The organism is Bradyrhizobium sp. 197 (assembly GCF_023073375.1).
In the GTDB taxonomy this organism is placed as follows: Bacteria; Pseudomonadota; Alphaproteobacteria; order Rhizobiales; family Xanthobacteraceae; genus Bradyrhizobium.
In genome coordinates this window covers 1-20,874 of sequence record NZ_JADPJJ010000040.1, presented here as the reverse complement: position 1 = coordinate 20,874, position 20,874 = coordinate 1, and the positions used below count along the sequence as shown (strand labels likewise).

15 protein-coding genes and 3 pseudogenes are annotated in these 20,874 nt (G+C 60.1%); 3 read left to right on the top strand and 15 right to left on the bottom strand.

Going from position 1 to position 20,874, the window contains the following annotated elements; translation table 11 throughout:
- Positions 1 to 146: 146 nt before the first annotated feature.
- Entirely contained in the window at positions 147 to 884 is a 738-nt protein-coding gene (locus tag IVB27_RS09305) for an outer membrane protein (protein ID WP_247443065.1), read from the bottom strand.
- A 106-nt stretch (positions 885 to 990) separates the two neighbouring features.
- Positions 991 to 3,171: an autotransporter domain-containing protein gene (locus IVB27_RS09300; RefSeq protein ID WP_247443064.1), complete on the bottom strand. Its 2,181-nt coding sequence runs from the start codon at positions 3,169 to 3,171 to the stop codon at positions 991 to 993.
- Positions 3,172 to 3,651: 480 nt separating this feature from the next.
- Between IVB27_RS09300 and IVB27_RS09295 the strand changes: the two genes are divergently transcribed.
- Complete coding sequence (locus IVB27_RS09295) at positions 3,652 to 4,449, top strand: helix-turn-helix transcriptional regulator (RefSeq protein ID WP_247443063.1); 798 nt, start codon at positions 3,652 to 3,654, stop codon at positions 4,447 to 4,449.
- 14 nt (positions 4,450 to 4,463) lie between these two features.
- Here IVB27_RS09295 and IVB27_RS09290 read toward each other — a convergent pair.
- The 3 genes and pseudogenes from IVB27_RS09290 to IVB27_RS42960 all read right to left on the bottom strand — a co-directional run.
- Positions 4,464 to 4,652 (bottom strand): annotated as a pseudogene (locus IVB27_RS09290) (GrlR family regulatory protein); the annotation flags it as partial.
- A gap of 140 nt (positions 4,653 to 4,792) precedes the next feature.
- Complete coding sequence (locus tag IVB27_RS09285) at positions 4,793 to 5,542, bottom strand: outer membrane protein (RefSeq protein WP_247443061.1); 750 nt, start codon at positions 5,540 to 5,542, stop codon at positions 4,793 to 4,795.
- Positions 5,543 to 5,647: 105 nt separating this feature from the next.
- Entirely contained in the window at positions 5,648 to 9,601 is a 3,954-nt protein-coding gene (locus tag IVB27_RS42960) for a cadherin-like domain-containing protein (protein WP_256468293.1), read from the bottom strand.
- Positions 9,602 to 9,731: 130 nt separating this feature from the next.
- Here IVB27_RS42960 and IVB27_RS09270 point away from each other — a divergent pair, with 130 nt between their 5' ends.
- Together IVB27_RS09270 and IVB27_RS09265 are read left to right on the top strand one after the other, a co-directional pair.
- Positions 9,732 to 10,586, top strand: coding sequence for a helix-turn-helix transcriptional regulator (locus tag IVB27_RS09270; RefSeq protein WP_247443059.1), 855 nt, complete (start codon positions 9,732 to 9,734; stop codon positions 10,584 to 10,586).
- 463 nt (positions 10,587 to 11,049) lie between these two features.
- Entirely contained in the window at positions 11,050 to 11,892 is an 843-nt protein-coding gene (locus IVB27_RS09265) for a Crp/Fnr family transcriptional regulator (protein WP_247443057.1), read from the top strand.
- Positions 11,893 to 12,137: 245 nt separating this feature from the next.
- Here the strand turns inward: IVB27_RS09265 and IVB27_RS09260 are convergent, their stop codons facing one another.
- The 10 genes and pseudogenes from IVB27_RS09260 to IVB27_RS09215 form a co-directional block, all read right to left on the bottom strand.
- The gene (locus IVB27_RS09260; protein WP_247443056.1) at positions 12,138 to 12,503 is read right to left on the bottom strand and encodes a bleomycin resistance protein; all 366 of its coding nucleotides are present in this window, start codon (positions 12,501 to 12,503) and stop codon (positions 12,138 to 12,140) included.
- Positions 12,504 to 12,881: 378 nt separating this feature from the next.
- A pseudogene (locus IVB27_RS09255) lies at positions 12,882 to 13,399 on the bottom strand (transposase); the annotation flags it as partial.
- Between the two features lie 650 nt (positions 13,400 to 14,049).
- Positions 14,050 to 14,520 carry an SRPBCC family protein gene (locus IVB27_RS09250; RefSeq protein ID WP_247443054.1) on the bottom strand — a complete coding sequence of 157 codons (471 nt, stop codon included), beginning with the start codon at positions 14,518 to 14,520 and terminating at the stop codon, positions 14,050 to 14,052.
- Entirely contained in the window at positions 14,510 to 14,863 is a 354-nt protein-coding gene (locus IVB27_RS09245) for an ArsR/SmtB family transcription factor (protein ID WP_247443051.1), read from the bottom strand. Before IVB27_RS09245 ends, IVB27_RS09250 begins: the two co-directional genes overlap by 11 nt.
- A 1,114-nt stretch (positions 14,864 to 15,977) precedes the next feature.
- Positions 15,978 to 16,538 carry a chemotaxis protein CheB gene (locus IVB27_RS09240; protein ID WP_247443050.1) on the bottom strand — a complete coding sequence of 187 codons (561 nt, stop codon included), beginning with the start codon at positions 16,536 to 16,538 and terminating at the stop codon, positions 15,978 to 15,980.
- 876 nt (positions 16,539 to 17,414) lie between these two features.
- Entirely contained in the window at positions 17,415 to 17,612 is a 198-nt protein-coding gene (locus IVB27_RS09235) for a hypothetical protein (protein ID WP_247443049.1), read from the bottom strand.
- 525 nt (positions 17,613 to 18,137) lie between these two features.
- Complete coding sequence (locus tag IVB27_RS09230) at positions 18,138 to 18,983, bottom strand: alpha/beta fold hydrolase (RefSeq protein WP_247443047.1); 846 nt, start codon at positions 18,981 to 18,983, stop codon at positions 18,138 to 18,140.
- 201 nt (positions 18,984 to 19,184) lie between these two features.
- A complete protein-coding gene (locus IVB27_RS09225) occupies positions 19,185 to 19,697 on the bottom strand; it encodes a cupin domain-containing protein (protein WP_247443045.1) in 513 nt (170 codons plus the stop codon).
- Positions 19,698 to 19,980: 283 nt separating this feature from the next.
- A complete protein-coding gene (locus IVB27_RS09220) occupies positions 19,981 to 20,514 on the bottom strand; it encodes a P-loop NTPase family protein (RefSeq protein WP_247443043.1) in 534 nt (177 codons plus the stop codon).
- A 205-nt stretch (positions 20,515 to 20,719) separates the two neighbouring features.
- A pseudogene (locus IVB27_RS09215) lies at positions 20,720 to 20,874 on the bottom strand (IS5/IS1182 family transposase); the annotation flags it as partial.

Genomic DNA, 20,874 nt, shown 5'->3' with positions numbered 1-20,874 from the left:
AATCCGCGTGAAAGCGGCTGCGTGTTGCTTCCGGGTACCGCGCTCAGACTCAAAGCAAGCGAGGGCTCGTCGGCGATCCCCAAGCGATCGCTCGAACGCAAAAGCTCCGGCCGGAGCCGGGGCTTTCACTACGATGATGATCAACTTTAGAACTTGTAGTTGACGCCAATTTTCGCGACCGAGAGCTTTTCCTTTACGTCAATGGTGGCCGTCGTCCCCGCCACGGCGACGAGGGGCGAGAGGTCCATCGAGATGCTCTTCTTGCCAAAATCCATGTAGTTGTATTCGATGAATGCGCTCCAGTTTTGCGTGAACGCGTATTCAGCACCAAAGCCGAGCAGCCACCCCACGGCCGTCGTGCTGCCGCTGGTCGCAGGAAATGGGCCGAAAGCGGGTGGGAAGGCGAGACTGTGGTCGCTCCTCAACCACGCCGCGCCGCCCTTGACATACACCAAAGTCCGATCGGCAACGACACCACCAAATCTCCCGGATACGGTCGCTAACCAGTCACTTTTCGACGTGCATATACCGAGGCTGAGACAAGGTTGCGTGCCCTTCACATCCAGTCCTGCGATATCGCCCTGGACACCGAATACAGCCCAGCCTGACTGCCAGTTGTAGCCGATCTGGCCACCGCCGAGGACGCCGCTCCTGCTGTTTTGACCAAAGGGAAGTCCGCCTACGAGTGCTACCGCAGCGGGAGTGACAGCGGCGATCGTGCTCTCAGTGGTGCCCCAACCGGCGCCGACATGTCCTCCGATGTAAAAGCCCGTCCAATTCCAGACCGGCAACGGGGCGTAAGGCGCTTTCGTGGCAAGATCGGCAGCCGAGGCGATGGCTGTCGAAGCGAAAAGAATGGCAGCAGTTGCAAGCTTTATTTTCATTTTTGGCCTCCGTGAGAGATACTTTGAATCGTGGGTAGCTGTGTTCGCCTTGGACCGACACGCGCTGAAAAACACAGCGAGCATTGATCTTCGGATTGTCAGAATCTCACCACGCATATCGCACTACGCCCTTGCCGGCGTAGCTGCGCGTCACGTTGGAGAACTCGCCTTCGAAGGTCGCGGCGCTCGACCAGTCGTTCATCCATTTGGTCTCGGCGGATGCGGTGGTGAGCGCGGAGTCGGAGGCTTGCGCCGCCCCGTTGACGAAGAAGCTGGCGCCCGGCAGCGTCTGGAACGTCGCGCCGATGCCGCGGTCAGAATTGAAATCATGCGCCCAGGACACGCGGCCGCGTAGCGTCAAGATCGCCGTCTGCATGGCAAAGGATTTGTCGGTGCGCAAACCGAGTTCGCTGCGGGTGTCGGTCACGCTCTTCGTACCATAAGCAAGTGCGAAAGTGTTGGTGCCCGAGATGACGCCTTCCGCATAGGCCGGCAGTTCGAAGGTCGTGAACTGGCCCGCCGCGTAGGGTGTGAAGCCAACGCCGTTCATCCTGGGCACCAAGAACCGGTAGCCACCTTCGAGCCGTCCCGAATAGGCATTGGCATTGAAGCGCGCCTGCAACTGATCGGTACCGGCGATGGTCACGATGCGATTGGCGGTGATGTCCTGCCAGCCGTAGGCGAGTACACCCGAGACATAGGCCGCGCCGATAGTGTGCCGGACGAAGGCACCGGCCTGGAATAGGTCCGAACGGCCGTAGCCGCTGTTGGCAACGCTGAAATTGGTTCCGCCGCCTGCGAGCGAGAAGCCGGCGATCGTGGATGGCGAGAAGCGATAATCGGCGCCGACCGCGGTGCCGTATATGTTCGACGTCGCGGTGTTGGAGCCGGTGGTGGCATTGCCATCCGTCGTCTGGGATCCGCCGTAAGCCGCCGTCCATACGCTCCAGCGAGGCACGAACGGAATAGGCGGCGCCGCCTTGGTGTAGATCGCCGCCAGCGCGTCGCTCCGCTTGCGCTTGGCCGCGTAGGCCAGCTCTTCGTCGGCGTAGCCGGTCGTGCCACCGCCCACGCTCCCGACCTCGCCACGGCCGGCGATGAACGGATCGGTCATGATGCCCATGAACTGGTTCATGGCGTTGAAGGTGCTCTGTTGGGGGGCGCTGCCGACCTCACCCGAAAGCTGCGTCAGGCCGGTGGGCGTCAGGCTGCCGAACACGATGGGGATTGTGCCATTGCTATTGAAGAAGTTGGTCAGCGCGTTGCCGACGTTCTGCTGATTGGGGTTGAGGTTGCCGGACGGCGGCACGAACGACAGGACAAGGTTCAGATAGACCTGGGTTGCGGCTGCGTCGTAGCCGAGGGTGGTGTGGAAGCCCGACGGAAGCCCGGAATTCAAGACCGTGGGGTCGAACGTGCCCGTGATGCTGCCCGCGTTGAGGATGGTGTACTGCTTCGCGACGTAGCTTCCGGCGGCGAAGCTCGCCGCCACAGTGGCGCCGCCGAGGTTCGCATTACCGGTCACGTTGGCAAAGGTCGAGGTCGCGGGGTTGACCGACACGACATACTGCGCCCCGGACTGCATCGCGAGGCTGGTCAGCGTCATGGACGTTCCCGGCGAAGCGATGGCGCCTGGCGCCACTAACCCACCCGCATTGATCTGGGTGACGCCGACACCGCCCACGCCGGTTAGCCGGCCGCTTGCGTTCACGGTGGTGAGGATCGACGATGCAATCGAGCCGTCGACGACGAGCAATCCACCATTGACGGTTGTCGCACCGGTGTAAGTGTTTGCCCCCTCCAGCCTCACGATACCAGAACCGGCGATCGTAAGTGCGCCGACACCGGTGATAAGGCCCGTTGTTCGAAACTCTGCCGCGCTGGCCGTGGTCAACACGGTATTGGAATTCAGTTGCAGGTTTACGTTGCCGCCGAAGTCCTCATAGCCCTCGCTACTATTGCTCTGCACATTAATGGCCGCCGATCCTGCACTGACCTGCATGATCAACGTACCCGATGGGAAGACACCCGGCTGGAAAAAAAAGTTGCTGTGGGCGGCGGAACTGTTGAGGTTCAGCGTTCCGATGGTGAACGGACCACCAACCACAACGGCCCAGCTAACGTCAGGATCGACCGCAACGAAAGTCGCAACTGCGTCGACCGCGTTGGGAACGACCGCTGGAGACCAATGGCTCGCGTCGTTCCAAAATCCGCTCGGGCCGCCATTCCATGTTTGCGCGGCGGCTCGTTCGGTAAACGCCAGATTGGTGAGTCCGGCGACTGCCACGCTGAACACCCCCGTCGCCAGTGGGCGAACAAGCCGTGCGAGCGATCTCGCTAGTGCAGTATCCGACCGGGCTCGATGGTGCGGATTGAGCTGCTGCCGCACCATCGCAATTTCCATTCTTCCATTATTGAACTTCACTGGAGACTACTGTCGCGCATCAAAGATGCCGCCGTTGGACCACGGGCCGGAGTTTGATAGTGACCGTTGCGTCAAAGGCACAGTTGCCTGAGATAGCAAACCCAAACGCGCACCACGGATGCTGAGTTGCTGGAGTCCGCTCGGGGTCAAAAACAGCGGTCATCGTTGTTCTCCCAATGTCGTTACAGTGGGAGAATCCGTCTTCCCAGCCCCCCGCTCACTATCACGCCACTTGATGCGTCTGAGAACTACCTAGAAAGGTGGTTCGCTGTGCTTTATGTATGTCCGCGCAGGTCAGCGACCTCCGAAATCGGAGAACTCTGCGCACGCTTTGGGAATGACATGCATCTCTCCACGGATCCCATCGATCCGCAAAATCAAGACGTCTATGCGCTCTGGGATCAACTGGCTGACTTCCCAGTCGCCGACGGTGACGCCGCGCTGACCCACCTGCTGTCCACCCTGCGTACCATGTTGTCGGCACGCAATGTGCTCTGGGGTGTGGTCGTGCGATTGCCTTCGCCGAAGGGGGACGATCCCTTACTCGGCTGGCGGCCGCGCCTCGTCAGGGTGCTGGACCCTTTACCGGCGGTGGCGGCATCTGTGCAGAAGCAGTTCGATACGCTCTGGTCCGACAAAGTCGACCTGTCGCAGATTCTTTCAATGTCGGGCGATGAGCCCTTCCGCGTCCGCCTGCTGTTCGAAGCGCTGCCGCCGGAATGGTTCGAAGGCGAGCACTATCGGCGGCACTATTTGGACGTCGGCTTCGCCGACAGTATTTCCGTGCGCATTGCGCTCAATGACGACGTAAGGATTCGCCTGTTCGTGTTTCGCGATGCCCAGGCACCCCGCTTTACGGCGCAGGACGGCCAGCGTCTCGGCTTCGTGATGCGCGCTTTGAGATGGTTCCACCGAGAACAATTGCTCAGCCACGGCCTACTCATCGCCGACGCGCCTCTGACACCTGCCGAGCGGAAGGTGTTGCTCGCACTGCTCGACGGGCACGCGGAAAAGGAGATCGCGCAGAAGCTCGACCAAAGTCCGAACACCACGCACTTCCACGTCAAGTCGATCTACGCCAAGTTCGGCGTGCGCAATCGCCCGTCGCTCTCTGCGCTGTGGCTCGGCAAGCTGCGATAACGAATGACGGGACGCTACGCCCGTCGCATCAGCTTGAGCGAGGCTGCAAGGCGCAGGCTGCGCTTGCCGGCGAGCGCGATGCCTTCGAGCTCGCCGCTGTCCGCCGTACAGGTCCCGGAGAAACCGATCCCGACCTCATAGCCGCCGAGCACGGGGTTCTCGCCTTTCGCGGGCGTGTGCTCCTGGTTCAGCATCTCGCCCTTGTTGAGGGCGACCGAGGCTTCGATGAACAGGATCTGGTGGCCGGCTTGCTGCGCCGACCGAAAGTCGCAAAAAAGCCCCGGACGACGCCGGGGCTTGAATCAGTGACGCTTATCGGCAGCACCTATCTCCAGGACCTTGATCAGTACTTGGCGATGATCGGGCCGCCAAACCGATAGTTGATGCGGACCGTGCCCATATCCACGTCCTGGCGAATGCGGTCGGTGCCGAAAAGCCCGCCGCCGGGAACGCTGGCGAAGCTCACCAGGCGATCCTGCATGAACAGATGGTTGTATTCGGCGGCAACCGACCAGTTCGGTGCGAAACCGAATTCGACGCCGGCACCGACCGTGGCGCCCCAGCGGGTGTCGTTGCTTGCGGTCGCGGCGAGCACGTTGCCCGCGGTGGTCTCAACGTGGAAACGATCGGCCACGACGGCGGCGCCGCCCTTCGCGTAGAGCAGGACGTTGTTCCAGGCCCAGCCGACCTGGCCGGTGAACAGGCCGATGGCGTCGACGCGCGAAACGTTGGTGAACGGCGCTGCGATCAAGCTCGCATTGGAGCCGCGGAGGTTGGCCCAGTCGCCCTGAGCCTCGAGGCCGAAGACGAAGCTCGACGACTGCCAGCGAAAGCCGACCTGGCCGCCGGCGACCGCGCCGGTGGCGTCATGGCAGCCCTCGGCCGCCAGGAATGCGCCGGCCGGCGTGGTGAAGTCCCAGCATTTGCGGCTCGAGGCACCGCCGGCATTGGCGCCGACGTAGAAGCCGCTCCAATCGTACATCACGGGCATCATCGCCGGTGCCTTGGCGTAGCGGGCCGGCATATCGGCTGCGGCGGCGGGAAGGACAAAGCCCAGGGTCAGAAGGGCGACGGCGCTCAGGACTTTTTTCACTTCACGTTCTCCGGATTCCTTTGTGACTGTTACCGGGAATTGATCGGCTTGACTGTTCCCCGGAGGCCACAGCCGCCAACTAAAGCGGGTTACCCCCGCCTCGCATCACACGTGGAAATCGGGCACGTGGACCGGCGGAAACGGCGTCGATGACGGCAGCCCGAGATAGAGCCCCTTCATGCCGTAGGCGGATGCGAACTCGATAGCAGGCTGGTCCAGAATGATGTGGCCGGTGGCGTCCAGCGTGATCGTGGGCCGGGTGATGTCGCCGAAGGTCTGCGCCTGGACCTGCTGGAAGACGCTGAGATTCAAGACGTCGATATCGCTGAGCGCGCCATCGTTGCTGGTCATGGTGAGGTGGTCGGTGCCGCTGAAATCGAACGTGCTGTGATAGAGTACGTTGCTGGCGGTGCCGAGCACGGCGTCGATCTGCGCCGCGCTGCCGGTCAGCTTCACCGTGGACGAGCCGCTGCCAGCGACCGTGGCGCCGCCGCCGACGGCCCCGACGATCAACGCGCCATGCTCGACGTGAAGCGTGGTGGTCAGCGCTGTCGAATCGACATCGGCGACGGCAAGGCCGGTGATGGCGACATTGCTATTCGGCACAATGGATTGCGACGCCGGCATGGTGTTGACAGGCGCGTCGTTGAACGGCGTGATGTCGAGCGTGCCGGTGTCGGCGACCGACGTCGTGCCGTCGGTGACCCGCCAGGAGAACGCGACCGAACTGTCGTCGTTCAATCCCGGCGCATAGCTCCAGGTCCCGTTATGATTGTCGACGAGAGCGCCCGAGCCGGAGGCGATCGCGAAGCCGACCGCGGTCAGCGACGGTCCATCGACATCGGTGACATTACCGAGAAGCTGGGCCTGCGTGATCAGCTGCGCGCCGGAATCCTCGGCGATCGCGGCGAAGGTGACCGCGCCCGCGACGACCGGCGCATCGTTGACAGGTGTGATGTCGAGCGTGGCGCTGTCGGCCACCGATAGCGTCCCGTCGGTGACAGAATAGGAAAACGAAACCGAATGGTCGTCATTCAGCGCGGGCGTGTAGCTCCAGGTCCCGTCGTGATTATCGACCAGCGTGCCTCCACCGGTCGCGATCGCAAGTTGGGCTGCCGTCAGCGACGGCCCGTCGACATCCGTCGCGTTGCCCAGAAGCTGCGCCTGCGTGATCAGGCGCGCGCCCGAATCCTCGGCGATCGCGGCAAGCGTCACCGACCCGGCGACGACGGGGGCGTCGTTCACCGGCGTCATGTCGAGCGTCGCGCTATCAGCAACGGACGTCGTGCCGTCGGAGACCTGGTAGGCGAACGAGACCGAACTGTCATCATTGAGCGCCGGCGTGTAGCTCCAGGTCCCGTCGTGATTGTCAACCAGCGCGCCCGCGCCGGTCGCGATCGCCAGACCGGTCGCCGTGAGTTGCGGCCCGTCCGGATCCGTGACGTTGCCCAGAAGCTGCGCCTGGGTGATCAACCGCGCACCTGAGCCTTCGGCGATCGCGGCCAGCGTGACCGCGCCGGTAACAAAAGGCGCATCGTTGACAGGCGTGATGTCGAGCGTCGCGCTGTCGGCCAACGAGGTCGAGCCGTCGGTGACCGAATAGGAGAACCTGACCTGGGTGTCGTCGTTCAGCCCGGGCGTGTAGCTCCAGGTGCCATCGTGATTGTCGACCAGCGTGCCTGTACCGGTCGCGATCGCCAGACCGGTCGCGGTGAGCGACGGGCCGTCGACATCGGTGACATTGGCCAAAAGCTCCGCTTGCGTGATCAGCCGGGCGCCGGAATCCTCGGCAATTGCGGCCAGCGTGACCGCGCCGGTGACATCGGGCGGAATGGAATTCGTCTTCCCATGGATGGTGATATCGAGGCTGGCCGAGTTGGTGCCGCCGTGCCCGTCGCTGATGCCGTAGGTAAAGTGATCGACCAGCGTCTGGCCCGTATTCAGCGCATCTACGGCCGGATTGGAATTGTCCAGTGTGTAGGCGTAGCTGCCGTCAGCGTGAATGACCAGCGAGCCATGGGCCAGATTGAACGTGCCGGAGCTCGTTACACTGAGCGCGTTGCCGTCGGGGTCGCTGTCGTTGGTCAGCACATTGCCGGTGATCGGGTTGGGCGTGGTGTCTTCCGTGACGCTGCCGGTATCAGCAGCGGCGACGGGCGAAGCGTTTGTCGAAAGCGTCGTGAGAACGACATCGTTGCCGTCGCCACCCTGATAAGTGATCGAATATTTGACGCCGCCGGAGATGAATGTGCTGCCCTCCGCGTGACCCGCGAACGTGCCGCTGTCCCCCGGCGCGGACCTATCGTCGATGATACGGAAGCTGCTGCCGACAGTCGGAACGTAGCCGTTGATCAGCGACAGGTCGAGGATCGCGCCGTCGTCAAGAGAGAAGCCGCTGAGAACCACGAGCTGATCGAACTGACCCGCCGCCGCCCCGCCGAGCTGGACCGCGAACGTCGCGCCGGACAAGAAGTCCATGCGGCTGCCTGAGGAGAAGACTCCTGCACCATCATCGCCGGGAGCGAGCTTGCCGCCGCTCTCGACTTCGCTCGGTGTAAAGAAAAATCCGATCCTGCCGGTGCCGCCAAGCGTACCGCCGCTTTCGACCGTCACCGCGGAGTAGATCTGGCCATCAACGAGCAGCCGGCCCTCGGCCACCGTGGTCGCTCCCGCATAGGTATTGTTACCTGCGAGCACGAGGGTGCCTGTACCGTTCACCGTGACGCCGACACCACCCTGGGTGTAGCCGGCCGGGGCATGATACCCGTTGGCAAACGCCGAACCGCCGTCGTCGCCGATGACGCCTGCAATTGTCTGTGTGCCGGTGGGGCTGAAGGTCAGCGTATTGTTACCTTGCAGGTAGATGCCGTTGCCGAAGGCCTGGCCCGCCTGCCAGAGGCTGGCGCCGCCGGTGACGGTGCCGGCAGCGATCGAACCAGCTCCCGCAATGTTCAGCGTAGCGCCTTCTTGCACGAAGATGTTGCCGCCCGCTCCCAGGCCGCCACCACCGCCTGCGAAAGTGAAGGCCGCTCCATGCTCGCCATACCCGTCACCGCCACCGAAGCCGCCGGTGCCGCCATTCAGGGAATCGCCACCGCCGCCGCCGCCGCCGCCAAAGCCGCCATCCCCGCCAATGCCACCGTTTATGGCACCAGCAATGCCATAATAAATCCCGCCGCCGCCGCCGCCGCCACCGTAGCCGCCGTCGCCCGCGTCGTTACTGTGGCTGCCCAAGCCACCGCCGCCACCGCCGCCGCCAAACCCGCCTGCGCCGCCGGCCGCGCTTGTGGTTGCTGTGCCGCCAACGCCACCACCGCCGCCGCCATAGTCGGTTCCGTCCGGCAAGCCGCCGCCGCCGCCGCCGCCACCACCGTTCGTGCCACCATGGCTATTCGTCCCGGCGAGGACGTCGTCATAGCCGAAGGCACCGCCGCCGCCAGCCGCTCCTGGAACGATACCCGCTGCGCCGTCTGTCGGGAGGCCGCTGTGACCCGCGCCGCCGTTGCCGCCGATCCCGCCTCCGCCTCCGGCGGGCTGGGAACCGCCTAAAGCACCATCTGTAGCACCGTCGCCGCCGTTACCGCCGAGCCCGCCCCCGCCGGAGCCACCCTGGTCGATGAAAAACTCCGGGCTGACAGATCCGCCGGCTCCGCCGACGGCCTTGTTGTTGGCAAACGTCACATTGGTCAGCGTCACGTTGCCGGGGTTGCCCGCCACGTCGGCGCCGACAAACAACCCGCCGCCCAGGCCCGCGCCTCCACCGCCATTGAGGCCGCCGTTGCCGCCCTTCGCCAGCATGTTGTTGATGGCGAGATCGTTGATCTCGACCGTGCCGGCATAGACGAAGAAGCCGCGCTGGGTGCCGCCACCGCTCAAAATGTGGCCGCCGCCTTCGATCACCAGCGTGACGCCGTCATGCAGGTTGATCGCCTTCAGCGCACTGCCGCCCAGGCTGATGTCGTTGCCGAGCGTGATGGTGACCACGGTGCCGGGGGCGGTGACGCCATCGGCGGCAACGATGGCGGCGTTCAACTGGGTCATGTTGGTGACGGTGGACATTCCGTATCTTTCGATGAGAGCGGCAGTCGGCCGCACCAGGTCCCCGCCCAGCAGGGTTGCCTGCCAAACCTATCGCGCCACTTGATGCGCCTGAGAACTACCTAGAAAGGTGGTTCGCTGTGCTTTATGTATGTCCGCGCAGGTCAGCGACCTCCGAGGTCGGGGACTCTGCACACGTTGGGAATGGCATGCATCTCTCCACGGATCCCATCGATCCGCGAAATCAAGAAATCTATGCACTCTGGGATCAGCTGGCCGACTCTCAGTCGCCGACGGTGACGCCGCGCTGACCCACCTGCTGTCCACCCTGCGTACCATGTTGTCGGCACGCAATGTGCTCTGGGGTGTGGTCGTGCGATTGCCTTCGCCGAAGGGGGACGATCCCTTACTCGGCTGGCGGCCGCGCCTCGTCAGGGTGCTGGACCCTTTACCGGCGGTGGCGGCATCTGTGCAGAAGCAGTTCGATACGCTCTGGTCCGACAAAGTCGACCTGTCGCAGATTCTTTCAATGTCGGGCGATGAGCCCTTCCGCGTCCGCCTGCTGTTCGAAGCGCTGCCGCCGGAATGGTTCGAAGGCGAGCACTATCGGCGGCACTATTTGGACGTCGGCTTCGCCGACAGTATTTCCGTGCGCATTGCGCTCAATGACGACGTGAGGATTCGCCTGTTCGTGTTTCGCGATGCCCAGGCACCCCGCTTTACGGTGCAGGACGGCCAGCGTCTCGGCTTCGTGATGCGCGCCTTGAGATGGTTTCATCGAGAACAATTGCTCAGCCACGGTCTACTCATCGCCGACGCGCCTCTGACACCTGCCGAGCGGAAGGTGCTGCTCGCACTGCTCGACGGGCAGGCGGAAAAGGAGATCGCGCAGAAGCTCGACCAAAGTCCGAACACCACACACTTCCACGTCAAGTCGATCTACGCCAAGTTCGGCGTGCGCAATCGCCCGTCGCTCTCTGCGCTGTGGCTCGGCAAGCTGCGATAACGAAGTGACGCCACAGTCCTGCCGGGGACACACAGCTCGCTAGAGGCGGTTCTAAAGCGTTGACGGCGACCGATGCCCCCGAATGACGAAGAAATCGTTCGATGGGAGCTTTAATCGGAGCGATTAGGTCGTGCCGCAATCGAAGAATCGCTGCGGCGACCTGAGCAACAGGTTGCCTCCGAAGGCCGCAGTCCCCCGATCGCGGCCCGACGAGCCTGCGATCCCAAAGTACCGCCTCTGCGGTCAGGTCTGCTTCGGGTCGATCGCGTCGGTCGGGGCGCTCGGCCAACAGCTTCCGGTCTATCCCGATAACCGGACAACACGAAAGCCGGTCCGGACTTCCCATTCGGGCCACTTTCGGACTCATGCGCCGCAACAAAAGGCGCCTTCAATATCGCCCCTCGATCATCAATATACGGGATATATATTCGGGGAATACTGACCGTTTGTGAGAGATGATCCGATGGAGCCCATCAGTGCAGATCTTTCCACGATACTAAACCGCATCCTTGATACGGCGGCAGATAATCTCAGGATTGCAAAGATTCTGGTTCAAATGGGGCTTGATCCCAACAACATCACCTACGACGCACTGTTTGATCGGCTGCTGGAAATTGTGTTGGCCAACATCACGCTCGCCAACATGTTTGCCTTGCTCGGCGCAATCTTCTTTGTCGCTACCTTGCTGATGCAGAGAATGGTGCCGCTGCGGGTCGCGAATATGGTCGGCTGTGCATTCTTCGCAACCTCTGGCGCACTTTCCGGTAGCGTCGCCACCTTACTGCTTTATCTGCTGTTGCTGCCGGTCAATGCCGTTCGTCTCCGTCAACTGCTCAGGCTCGTTAAGAAGGCACGTAACGCGATGCAAGGTGACATGTCGATGGAATGGCTCAAACCGTTCATGACCGAACGCAGATATCGCCATGGCGACAGATTATTTAGGAAGGGTGATGCGGCGGCCGAAATGTTTCTCACCGTTACTGGGAAGTTTCTCGTCAAAGAGATCGGCGTCGAAATTCCGCCAGGGCGTCTCATGGGAGAACTTGGCTTCCTTGCGCCCGATAACCGACGAACCGGAACGGTCGAGTGCATAGAAGACGGACAAGTCCTGACTATAACTTATGAAAGGTTGCTTGAAATCTACTTTCAAAGTAATCAGCAATTCGGCTACTACATCCTCCTCCTCACCAGTCGGCGTCTGCTGGAAAACAACCAGCGCCTCCAGGAAAACATCTCCGGGCTGGAAGCAGCTCTTGCGCAAGAGAAAGCGGCGCGACAGACCCCAGCCGCGGATGGCTCGGCTTGAAACTTGGCTCTTGATTGCTCCACTATTGGCGACAGAACTGTCCCGACGCGGTGCAGGTCTCGCGAGGCAACGACGTCCGCTCGGGTCACAAGCGGTCCTTCACCGGCTGCGTGCGGCAGGTCAGGTTCGGGTCAATCTCGTCCGTTTGCCCGCGAGGCGAGGACTTCCGGTCTGACCGGATAAGCGGACATCTTAGATCGAGCCGGCATGTCGCAAACGGGCCATAAGCCGACCTCATCCGCCGTTTACTTCGGATTCTGGATGAGGCGAAGCAACGTGCCGTCCGGATCGATCAGAGCTCCGATCCGGAGGCCACTATCCTCCACTACCGGCCGATGCAGTCGTGGTGCACCTGTGTGGGTCTGAGGGATTCCTGCCGCAGTACAGCTTGTATAAAATGCATCCAAGTCGTCGAGTCGCAGACAGCAGCTAAAGCCGTTGCTCGCTGGATCGACGGTGGGATCGGGGAAGAACTCCATAACAAGGCTGTTGCACTTGAGGATCATCCATCCCTCATCACGAAAGCCTTCCGTGAAGCCGAGCACCTCGTAGAACTTCGCAGTTATTTCGAAGTCTCGCGAGGGAAGGTTTGGGGTTGCGTGATCCATCACTGAGCACATTATCGGAACTGCGGCTGGTCGCAATGGGTTAGCGGTGGTCTGGCCATCCATGGCGGACGTGTTCGGTCCCGGTCTCGCCCTGGAAGGAACTTGTTAAATATCTTTCGTTGCCGGAACGGCACACACCGCGCGTTTTCTTTGCGGGAACATACCCTTTACGTCGCGCGAACAGCTCGTTGAGTCCGCTTCGGGTCTTAGTCGTGTAAAAACGCTGTTGCATGACGCGGACCGGCGCGGTCGAACTCAGGCTATCGCGGTCCGATCAATTTGGGCAAGTTTTACGGCCGCTCGACCAGAACTCATCCTGAGGCAATGTCGGGGCTCTTTTACGCGCCCCATGAACCGCAACGGCGCGCGGCAACGCCCGTATCACGCCCTCACCGCCGCCAGCAGCGGTTTCATCCCGACGATGTTCAGCACGCGTGTCAGATTGTAGCCGAGCACGCACAGCGCCATCTCGGTCGCTACTTTCGGCAGCGTCACGCACAAGAAGTGCGTCGCGCCCATGCGCATCTTCAGTGTGCCGAACGGATGCTCGACGGTCTCGCGGCGTGTGCGCATGGCGTTTGGATTCTTGTCGAGCCGCGCCTGAGCGCGTTCGAGAACGTCCTCGTGCATCCATCGCTTGATACGGCGTTGTGGGCTCGGCGTGCACTTCATTTGAGTGGACAGGTTTTGCAGGCGTTCGTCCAATAGTTGCGCAGCTTCTGGCCGTCTTCGTCGTTGGTATAATAATATTTGAGTTTCTCACCGGCAGGGCAGCGATAAACATCCTCATTTGGCAGATAAGCAAAGTCCTGTTTGCCGAAGCGTCCCGAAGCCTTCGCACCCGATGTCATCGGCTTGGGCAAAGTCACCGTGATGCCAGATTGCTCGCACGCCAGCACGGCGTTTTCACAGAGCCAGGGTCACAAGCGGCCCTCGACCGGCTGCGGACGGCAAGTCAGCTACGGGCCAACAGCGGAAGTCAACGAGCTCGAGCAGGACACGTTTTACAAATTGATTTTTTCTTTCGCCAAAATGTGCTGTAGGGCCGGCCGCTGCAACATTCTATCCTTGAAGGCTGAGAAGCTCTTTAGCTCTTGCATAGGGTAGCCTCGGCGCAATCCCCAAGGATAGAAAACGAACAGGTAGGGATCGGCCACCGAGTATTGGTCCAAGAACCAGTTTCGCTCAGCCAGCTTGCCGTCGATCTGACGGAGGTATCCGTCAAACGTCTCGCGTCCCCTCTCTAGTATCTGAGGATGCACAGCGGGGTCGGCAGCATAACGGTCTGGTCTCCACATGTGCGCGACGGAAGGATGAACATTCGTTGCCAAGAAGCCTATCAGCGATAGCGCTCTTGCCTCCGCTATCGGATCGGTCGGCCAAAGTCCAAATCGCTTACCCAGATACGGAAGTATCGCGGTGTTCTCGGCGAGAGGCTCTCCGTCGTAGAGCAAGCGTCCGCCAGAAGAAAACTGGACGGCCGGTCAAGTTCGAACTTACAGAGTCTAACGGCGCGGCCTGACTTGCTCTACGCGTCCTCGTCGCCCGTTCACTTCAATCGTTCGACAAATGCCGCGAGTTGCTCGATCGTGGTCCCCCAGCCATCGTGGAAGCCCATCTCTTCATGCTTTCGGGAGTCCGCAGCATTTTTGTGCAGTACATGTGCCGAGTATCGGGTGCCGCTTCCTTCTGACTCAAAAGTTGTGATCGCTGTCAAGGCCAGCCAGGGTTCGGCCGGTTGCCAACCCTCCGTCAGGACCGTCGTGAAAACCAGGCGGGCTTCGGGAATGATTTCCAGAAAACAGCCTTGGACATGTGGTTGAAATTCGCCGCCGCCCTCGCGCATTAGCGTCTCAAATCCGCCACCCGGGCGGAGATCCAGCTTTATTACCTTGCATTCCATGGGGGCGGGTATCCACCATTTCGGCAGATGCTCGGGCGTGCTCCATGCTTTCCAGACGACGGCCGGCGGCGAATTGATCATTCGGGTAATGGTGAGTTCAGATTCTTTAGGCGTCATCTTCAATGCTCCCTGACATTTGCGTTTCGACATACTTCGCAAGCCGATCCGTTCTCGCCTGCCAAAGCTCACGTTGCTCGGAGAGCCACGATTCGGCAGCCGCCAGCCTCTCGGTATTGACCCGGCACGTGCGGACACGGCCGATCTTTTCGGAACTGATCAGACCGTCCTGCTCAAGGACTCGGAGATGTTTCATGAAGGCCGGCAGTCCCATATCGAAGGGCTCCGCTAGTTCCTTGACGGGTGCAGGGCCCCTCGTAAGTCGGCTGACGACTGCCCGCCTGGTGGGGTCGGCGAGAGCGTGGAAGGCTGCATCAAGCGATGATCGAGGATAGTTCTCCATATGGAGAACTATAGATAAAGGTCCATTTGGCAAACTAAATTCCGTGCGGAGCTGTTTCTGGGTTAGTCCCAAAGGCTCCGCGAGGAGGCGTGCCAAGGGAGACCTAATCTGGCTGTCGGAGGCGGGCGATGCGGCACATGGCTGAGGCCAGCAACTGACTCCATAGAGGCGGGACCGCGTGATGGGCTGTGCCAATCAGGCCAAATTCCGCTCTGGGTCAAAGGCTGATCTCGACACCTACTTGACTGAGATCGGCTTATCTCCTGAAGGCAGAGATCGCGGCCCGTAAGCAAAAGTCAGCAACGGGCCCACGAGCGGGCGTTTGCTTGCGGCCAAAAGAGGCCACCTGTGGCTGGACGCTTCGGCCAAATGCGCCGGTCGTGAGCCAATGTGAAGCGAAGCGAAACGCGATACTGATGAAAAGTGAGTGTCAATGACTGTTTTCTCGGGCTCGGTATTCGCAATGGACGTTGACGGCAAACCTACGTTCGCGTTCGAGGCAAAGAATTTTCGGGAAGCATTCGAGTTGTGCAAAGAGGATTGGGTTCGTGATGACATGACCACGATTACATCAAACGGCCTCCCGCTTTGCTCCTCGACGGCTAAGTTGACAGTTCGCAGAGCTGACGAAGCCGAGATTGCCATCTATCGAAACGCATCTGTCCAAGCTCAGACCGAAGACTGGTCCTGGCATATCTTGTCGATTTAGATCGCGCGTAGCAACCGTCCCGGTGCCCGCGCCGGATGCCATGGCCGCCGGATGCCATGGCCTAACAGCGGAATGCTACCTCCAAAGAGATGAGGCCAACTCGTCTATCGATATTTATGATCCGGCGTGCGCGCATACGACTGCCCAACCTGTAAGCGGTTGTCTTGGAATGACAGCTGCCATAACTTGCGTGATAGCGGTCACCTTTAGACAGCGCAAAAATAGTAGCAGGGTTGGAATGGTGCGAACCGCGGCTCCGTAGCCAGGCATCAGTCGAACCTCGCTATTCCAACTTAAAGAAGCAGTAGACTTCAAAGCTGAGCCGCACGGGCAATTGGCGCCTTGCGGGTTTGCCAAGTTCTCCAGAACCCAGCAACCATCGCATGTGCTTAATCAACTCGGCCTCTAAGCTCCCACGCGAAGGATAATCTCACGAGCAATCGTTGCCGCCGAACCAAGCACATCGATTGGCCCGTCATAGGCGACTGCATTCTGCGGCATTCCGGGCTCAGCCACTCCGTCCCTAGTAAGCACCATGGTCACTCCGCCAGCGTGTGCAATCGCTTCCAACCCCCGCGATCCATCTGAGAGCAAGCCCGACAGCACTACGCCAATCCCCCGCACCTTGGCATGAGCAGCGATCGACTCGAAGAGAATGTCGATTGTCCGATTGCGGTGCCTATCACCGGCCCCCTCCACCAGCCGCACATTGCTTTTTGCCGCCAGCGTGAGATGAGCATCAGGTTCGCCGATGTAGCACCGTCCGGCACGGAACCGATCACCATGCTCGGCAATGAAAACCGGCATTTGCGATCCCTGGGAGAGCACCTCCTTCAGACGGCTGATCTGATCACTAGGACGATGCAGCACTACCAGCACGACTGCGGGCAAATCAGCGGGCAGGGCAGCAAGGAGGTCCTTGATGTCCCCTAGACCCTCGCCGCCGGACGCGCCGATTGCCACCATAAAGGGGGGAAGTTCTTGTTCGTGCACTGTTGCCGGCGTCACACGGCCAGCTTATCGCCGAATCAATCAGGTTCGAAAGCCTTTCAGACCGATTATAAATCTCTTAGACTCGACCGCCTTACGGTAGCCCAGCCGGGCCTACGGTTTCGCATAGGCGGGAGTCCCCTCGCTTTGCAGCGAAAGCTCCATGTCTTCGGCCTCGCGTTTGAGCGGACGATACGCCTTCGAAGCTCGGTGCGATTTCAGCCGCCGTCAAACCCTCGGTTAATCATCTTGATCAGCGTCTGTACCTACCTCGCCATCACCTGTTGATCCGTGGTCTCACACGCGCCAAAGGAATAGCAATCGTTCCGGTTTCGGAACCAAATGCCCGTCCGATGGATTTCGGTTCCACCGAAATTGTGTTTGCAAACGAGGCGAAGTTAGAGCAGAATTTTGTCACCGGGGCTGGCTGCATATTTTACTTGTCCTTTTGACCCGGTATTTTTCGAAATGCGCCGGCCGCAGCGGTTCAAACCTCCCGCTGCGGCCTTTGCATTTTGCGGAACGCTTGCCGGCCGTGAAATATGACTAAAGGCCGGCGCTAAGCCTCTCCACCAGTGGTATCTTACCATCACGAACGCGGGCGCATCCAGCGCGACCAAGCGCGGTTCGACGCTGTCCTCTCCACGCTGCGCGCACACTATCTTCGCCGCTTGACCAACGTCCTCCGACTTCACTTCGCCAGCCATAAGGCTGTTGCAAGCATGCCGACGCGTCTCTGCGAATATGGAGCGGTATCTCAAGAGAATTGTCTGATCGGCCAGCGTGAACAGCAGATCTGTCGGTGCCGCGATGACCCGGTCAGTCCGCTTAAGCCGACGTTAGTGAGTGCCGTCACCGCGAGTGCATGTCACGCTGGGTCTCCGTCAATGCGTCGTGGCGCTCTTCCTCGATCTCCCGCCCGTGCAGATGTTCGAGCACGTCACCGAGGTCGCGCATGTCCAGCATCTTGCCGCAGATCGTGCAGCGGATGGAGTGGTCGCTCTCGCGTTGCGGCGCAAGGCCCTCCGGCCTGCCCTCCCGGAATATCACGCGGCTCCCTGCACTGGAAGCGCGAGCTGTACGTCAAAGCGCCTTGTGGCGTTTCCGCTGATGAAGCCCTGCAGGGCCGCCGAGACCTCACGTCTCTATCGGCCGCGCGCTGGGCCAGGGCCTCGGCGATCGCAAGTAGCGTCGCGCGACCAGCCGCACGGTCTAGCCCTAGCGCTCGATGCGCAGGCGATAACCGTCGTACTTGATTTCGTGGATCTAGTCGGGGCCGACCGGCACGGCTTTCGCTGCCGTGGGCAGGCAGGACTTGAACGCAGCATGGCTAACAGATTGGGCGCGGCGATGCTTTTTGAGTCTCCGGCACATGGCATGTACCTGCTAAGCGGCGCCCGCGCCTGATGTCCGATTTACTGCCAACAGCGGCCGAAGAGCGGCTAGTCTGCGAAGTCGCAGATGGGCCAGGAACGGACTCGTGCACCGCAGCAGTTTCTATTCCATCACCTCGTCGGCGCGGGCAGTCATTGGACCGAAAAACGGAAATGCAAGGTGTACCGGAAAAGGCTGTTTTCAAAGCTCCGAAGTAAACTTCAAAACAGCTTGATTGAAAGCCTTTGGGTTCTCAGCGGTCATTGCGTGACCCGCGTAAGGAATAATGACCGGCGGCTCGAAATTGCCCCGATTTTGCATCTCGGAGATCAAAACACCATACAGTGGCGGCGATTTCTCGCCATTTATCATAAGGACGGGGAAATTGAAATTCCGCAAATCTTCGTCTGTGGTGAGAGGAAGTGGATCATCGACGATCGCGGTCCGAATATTCTGAAGAAACTCTTTCTGCCGTCCCGCTGACAAACTCTGCCAAAAGTCCGGACCGACCAAGCGATGCATGAAGCGGGCCGTGCCGCCCTCAACATCTCCATTGGCTACATCTTTCCGCAACTCAGCAAACAAATTTGAACGGAAGGCCGTCGCCTTTAAATTCGCTTCCGTTTCAGGAAGCTCAAGCCTGACACCTGCATCCGCCAGAATGAGGGTTCGGATGAGGTCAGGATATTTTTTCGCCACTTCGATAGCAACTGCACCGCCGCGAGAAACGCCCAACAAGTGGACCGGTCCAAGATTCAGCTTTTCTACTAAGGCGCCCACATCGTCGGCGTGCTGGGCGAATGAGAAATCGTTTCCCACGCCGTCCCACAGTTCAGGGAAATAGTGCCTGAGGCTTACGTTCAGAACTCGATGTTGTTTGGAAAACGGTTCGATCTGATCCGGCCAAATTCGATAATCACAAAACGATCCATGGACCAGGACAAGCGGCGGGCCAGCTCCACGATCTTGATAGGCCATGGGATATCCATTGACCTCGATCCATTTTACATCAGCAGGGATCGGCCACTTCGGCGGTAGATAAGACATCAAAGAAGCTCCAGCATGGTCCGTCGATAGTCGGAAATCGTATCACTTTGGGATCGAGCAGAATACCAACTGCCCTGAGTCCGTTTAGGTCAAAGGCTGCCCTCTCCAGCCAGTATGACCTTGGTCGGGTCAGTTGCGCGAAGCGGACATCCCCGCGCTCTGAGCTGAGGTCAGCCAGGGGCCAGCAGCAGACCTTCTGACCTACGGCATTTTCGCGTCCATTAACACGAATCCCAGGCGGCAAGTCTCTTTTCCATGATTGACCCAGGCATGGTTGGTAGCCTGTTGGACGACCGTGTCGCCGGCCTTGAGATGCACCATGGAGTCTTCGAGCATCAAGTCGATTTCCCCCGCAAGGACCACGACGTAATCAACGGTGCGAGTGCGATGCCAGATCGGCGGAGTGGGACGATCAGCATTGAATGGGGCAAACTCGACAACGCCGAACTGAGTACCGTTTTCGGGAGGAGATACACCAACCGATTTATCTCTCGTGTCCCCCTTTGATGGAATGATAGGCAACCCGCTAGTGACCCAAAGATTTGCCGAACCCAGATCGTTCGCCAATGGCGCTATCGCTATCCGGCCGTCCATTATGGCAGCCGATTTGCTGTCCTTTGCGTCGGGTCCCGTCACCACTCTTCGTATGTCCGACGCCGATACTTGCCCTGCGAGGAAAATCGCGAGCATGAAGCCGATTGTCATGCGGAACATTGGATTGGCCTCCCGTAGACTCATCACCACCAGATATTGCGCTCAGCCGTGATGGCGTTGCGAGCCTGCGAACGTAGAAGATTATTGATCGGGTGGCGATTCCAGTATTGTCAAAAAAGCTGACTGCCCGGCCTGCGTCGGCATTGGGTCAAAGGCGGCAGTCCGGGCGAGCGCGGCCCGCGTCCGGTCTCCTGCCAACAGCAGGCGTCCAGATCGGCTTGGCCTTTTTCAGTTAAGGGCCAATAGCGGTGGTCAGACGCTGCCGTCGCCTTGCCACGTGGTGTTAAGGCCGTAGGTCGGTATTAGTCGTATTGGCACGTAAATTTTCGAGCAATTGCGCAAGTTGTTCTCGGCTCTCCAGCCGCAGCTTGGTGCCGGAGAAATCGTTGAACATTCTAGAATGCCCCGCAAAGGAGGATGGTGTCTGGCGAGTCCAATAGGCTTCCGCCCACTTCATCAATTCCGCGCCATCATGACTTGTTGCTCCCCGCCTTAGGCCGCGAGCCAGTAACCCGGCGCGGCAAACGCTCCACGGAAAATCTAACCAAATGAGAGCGGTAGCTCTGGGAAGGGCCACTTCTGCGAGCCATCCGAATGCACCTTCGATAATCCAGTGCGGCTGGTCAGAGATATCCAGAACCATCTTTCGTGCGACGTCTTCATTTCGCTTCAGGCCATATGTGCCTTCTTCCCAGTGCAGCAGGTCGAGATCAATCGCAGGGATATGGGCGAAATTGGCGAGAGCTTCGGCCAACGTGCTCTTGCCAGCGCCACTGTTTCCAATAACCACCGTGCGTAATGTCAGAGGCTCAGTCATTCAAGCCGTCTCTTTTCGATGGCGGATAACATGTGGTTTGTCCAATATCGACATTGCAGCGCGAAGACTGCAATAGGGCGCAATGTCCGTTTAGGGTCGATTTTGTTGCAAAAGTCGGCTGCAATGGATTTGGCCGCTGGGCCTTTCGTTGAGCCGCGCTCTGAAGCGCTGGCCCTGACGCATTTTACGCAACTTCGACGCTACGCTACGCGATGCGCAGAGCCTGAGCCGGTGGCGGTCGTGCGACCAGCGATGCAAATCGCCTCAGATTCTGGGCGATGGCGGCTAGAACAAACTCATCCTGGGCACCTTGCGGGCCGCGCAATCGGAGCCGACCAAGCTTCAGGATGCGCTTCAAGT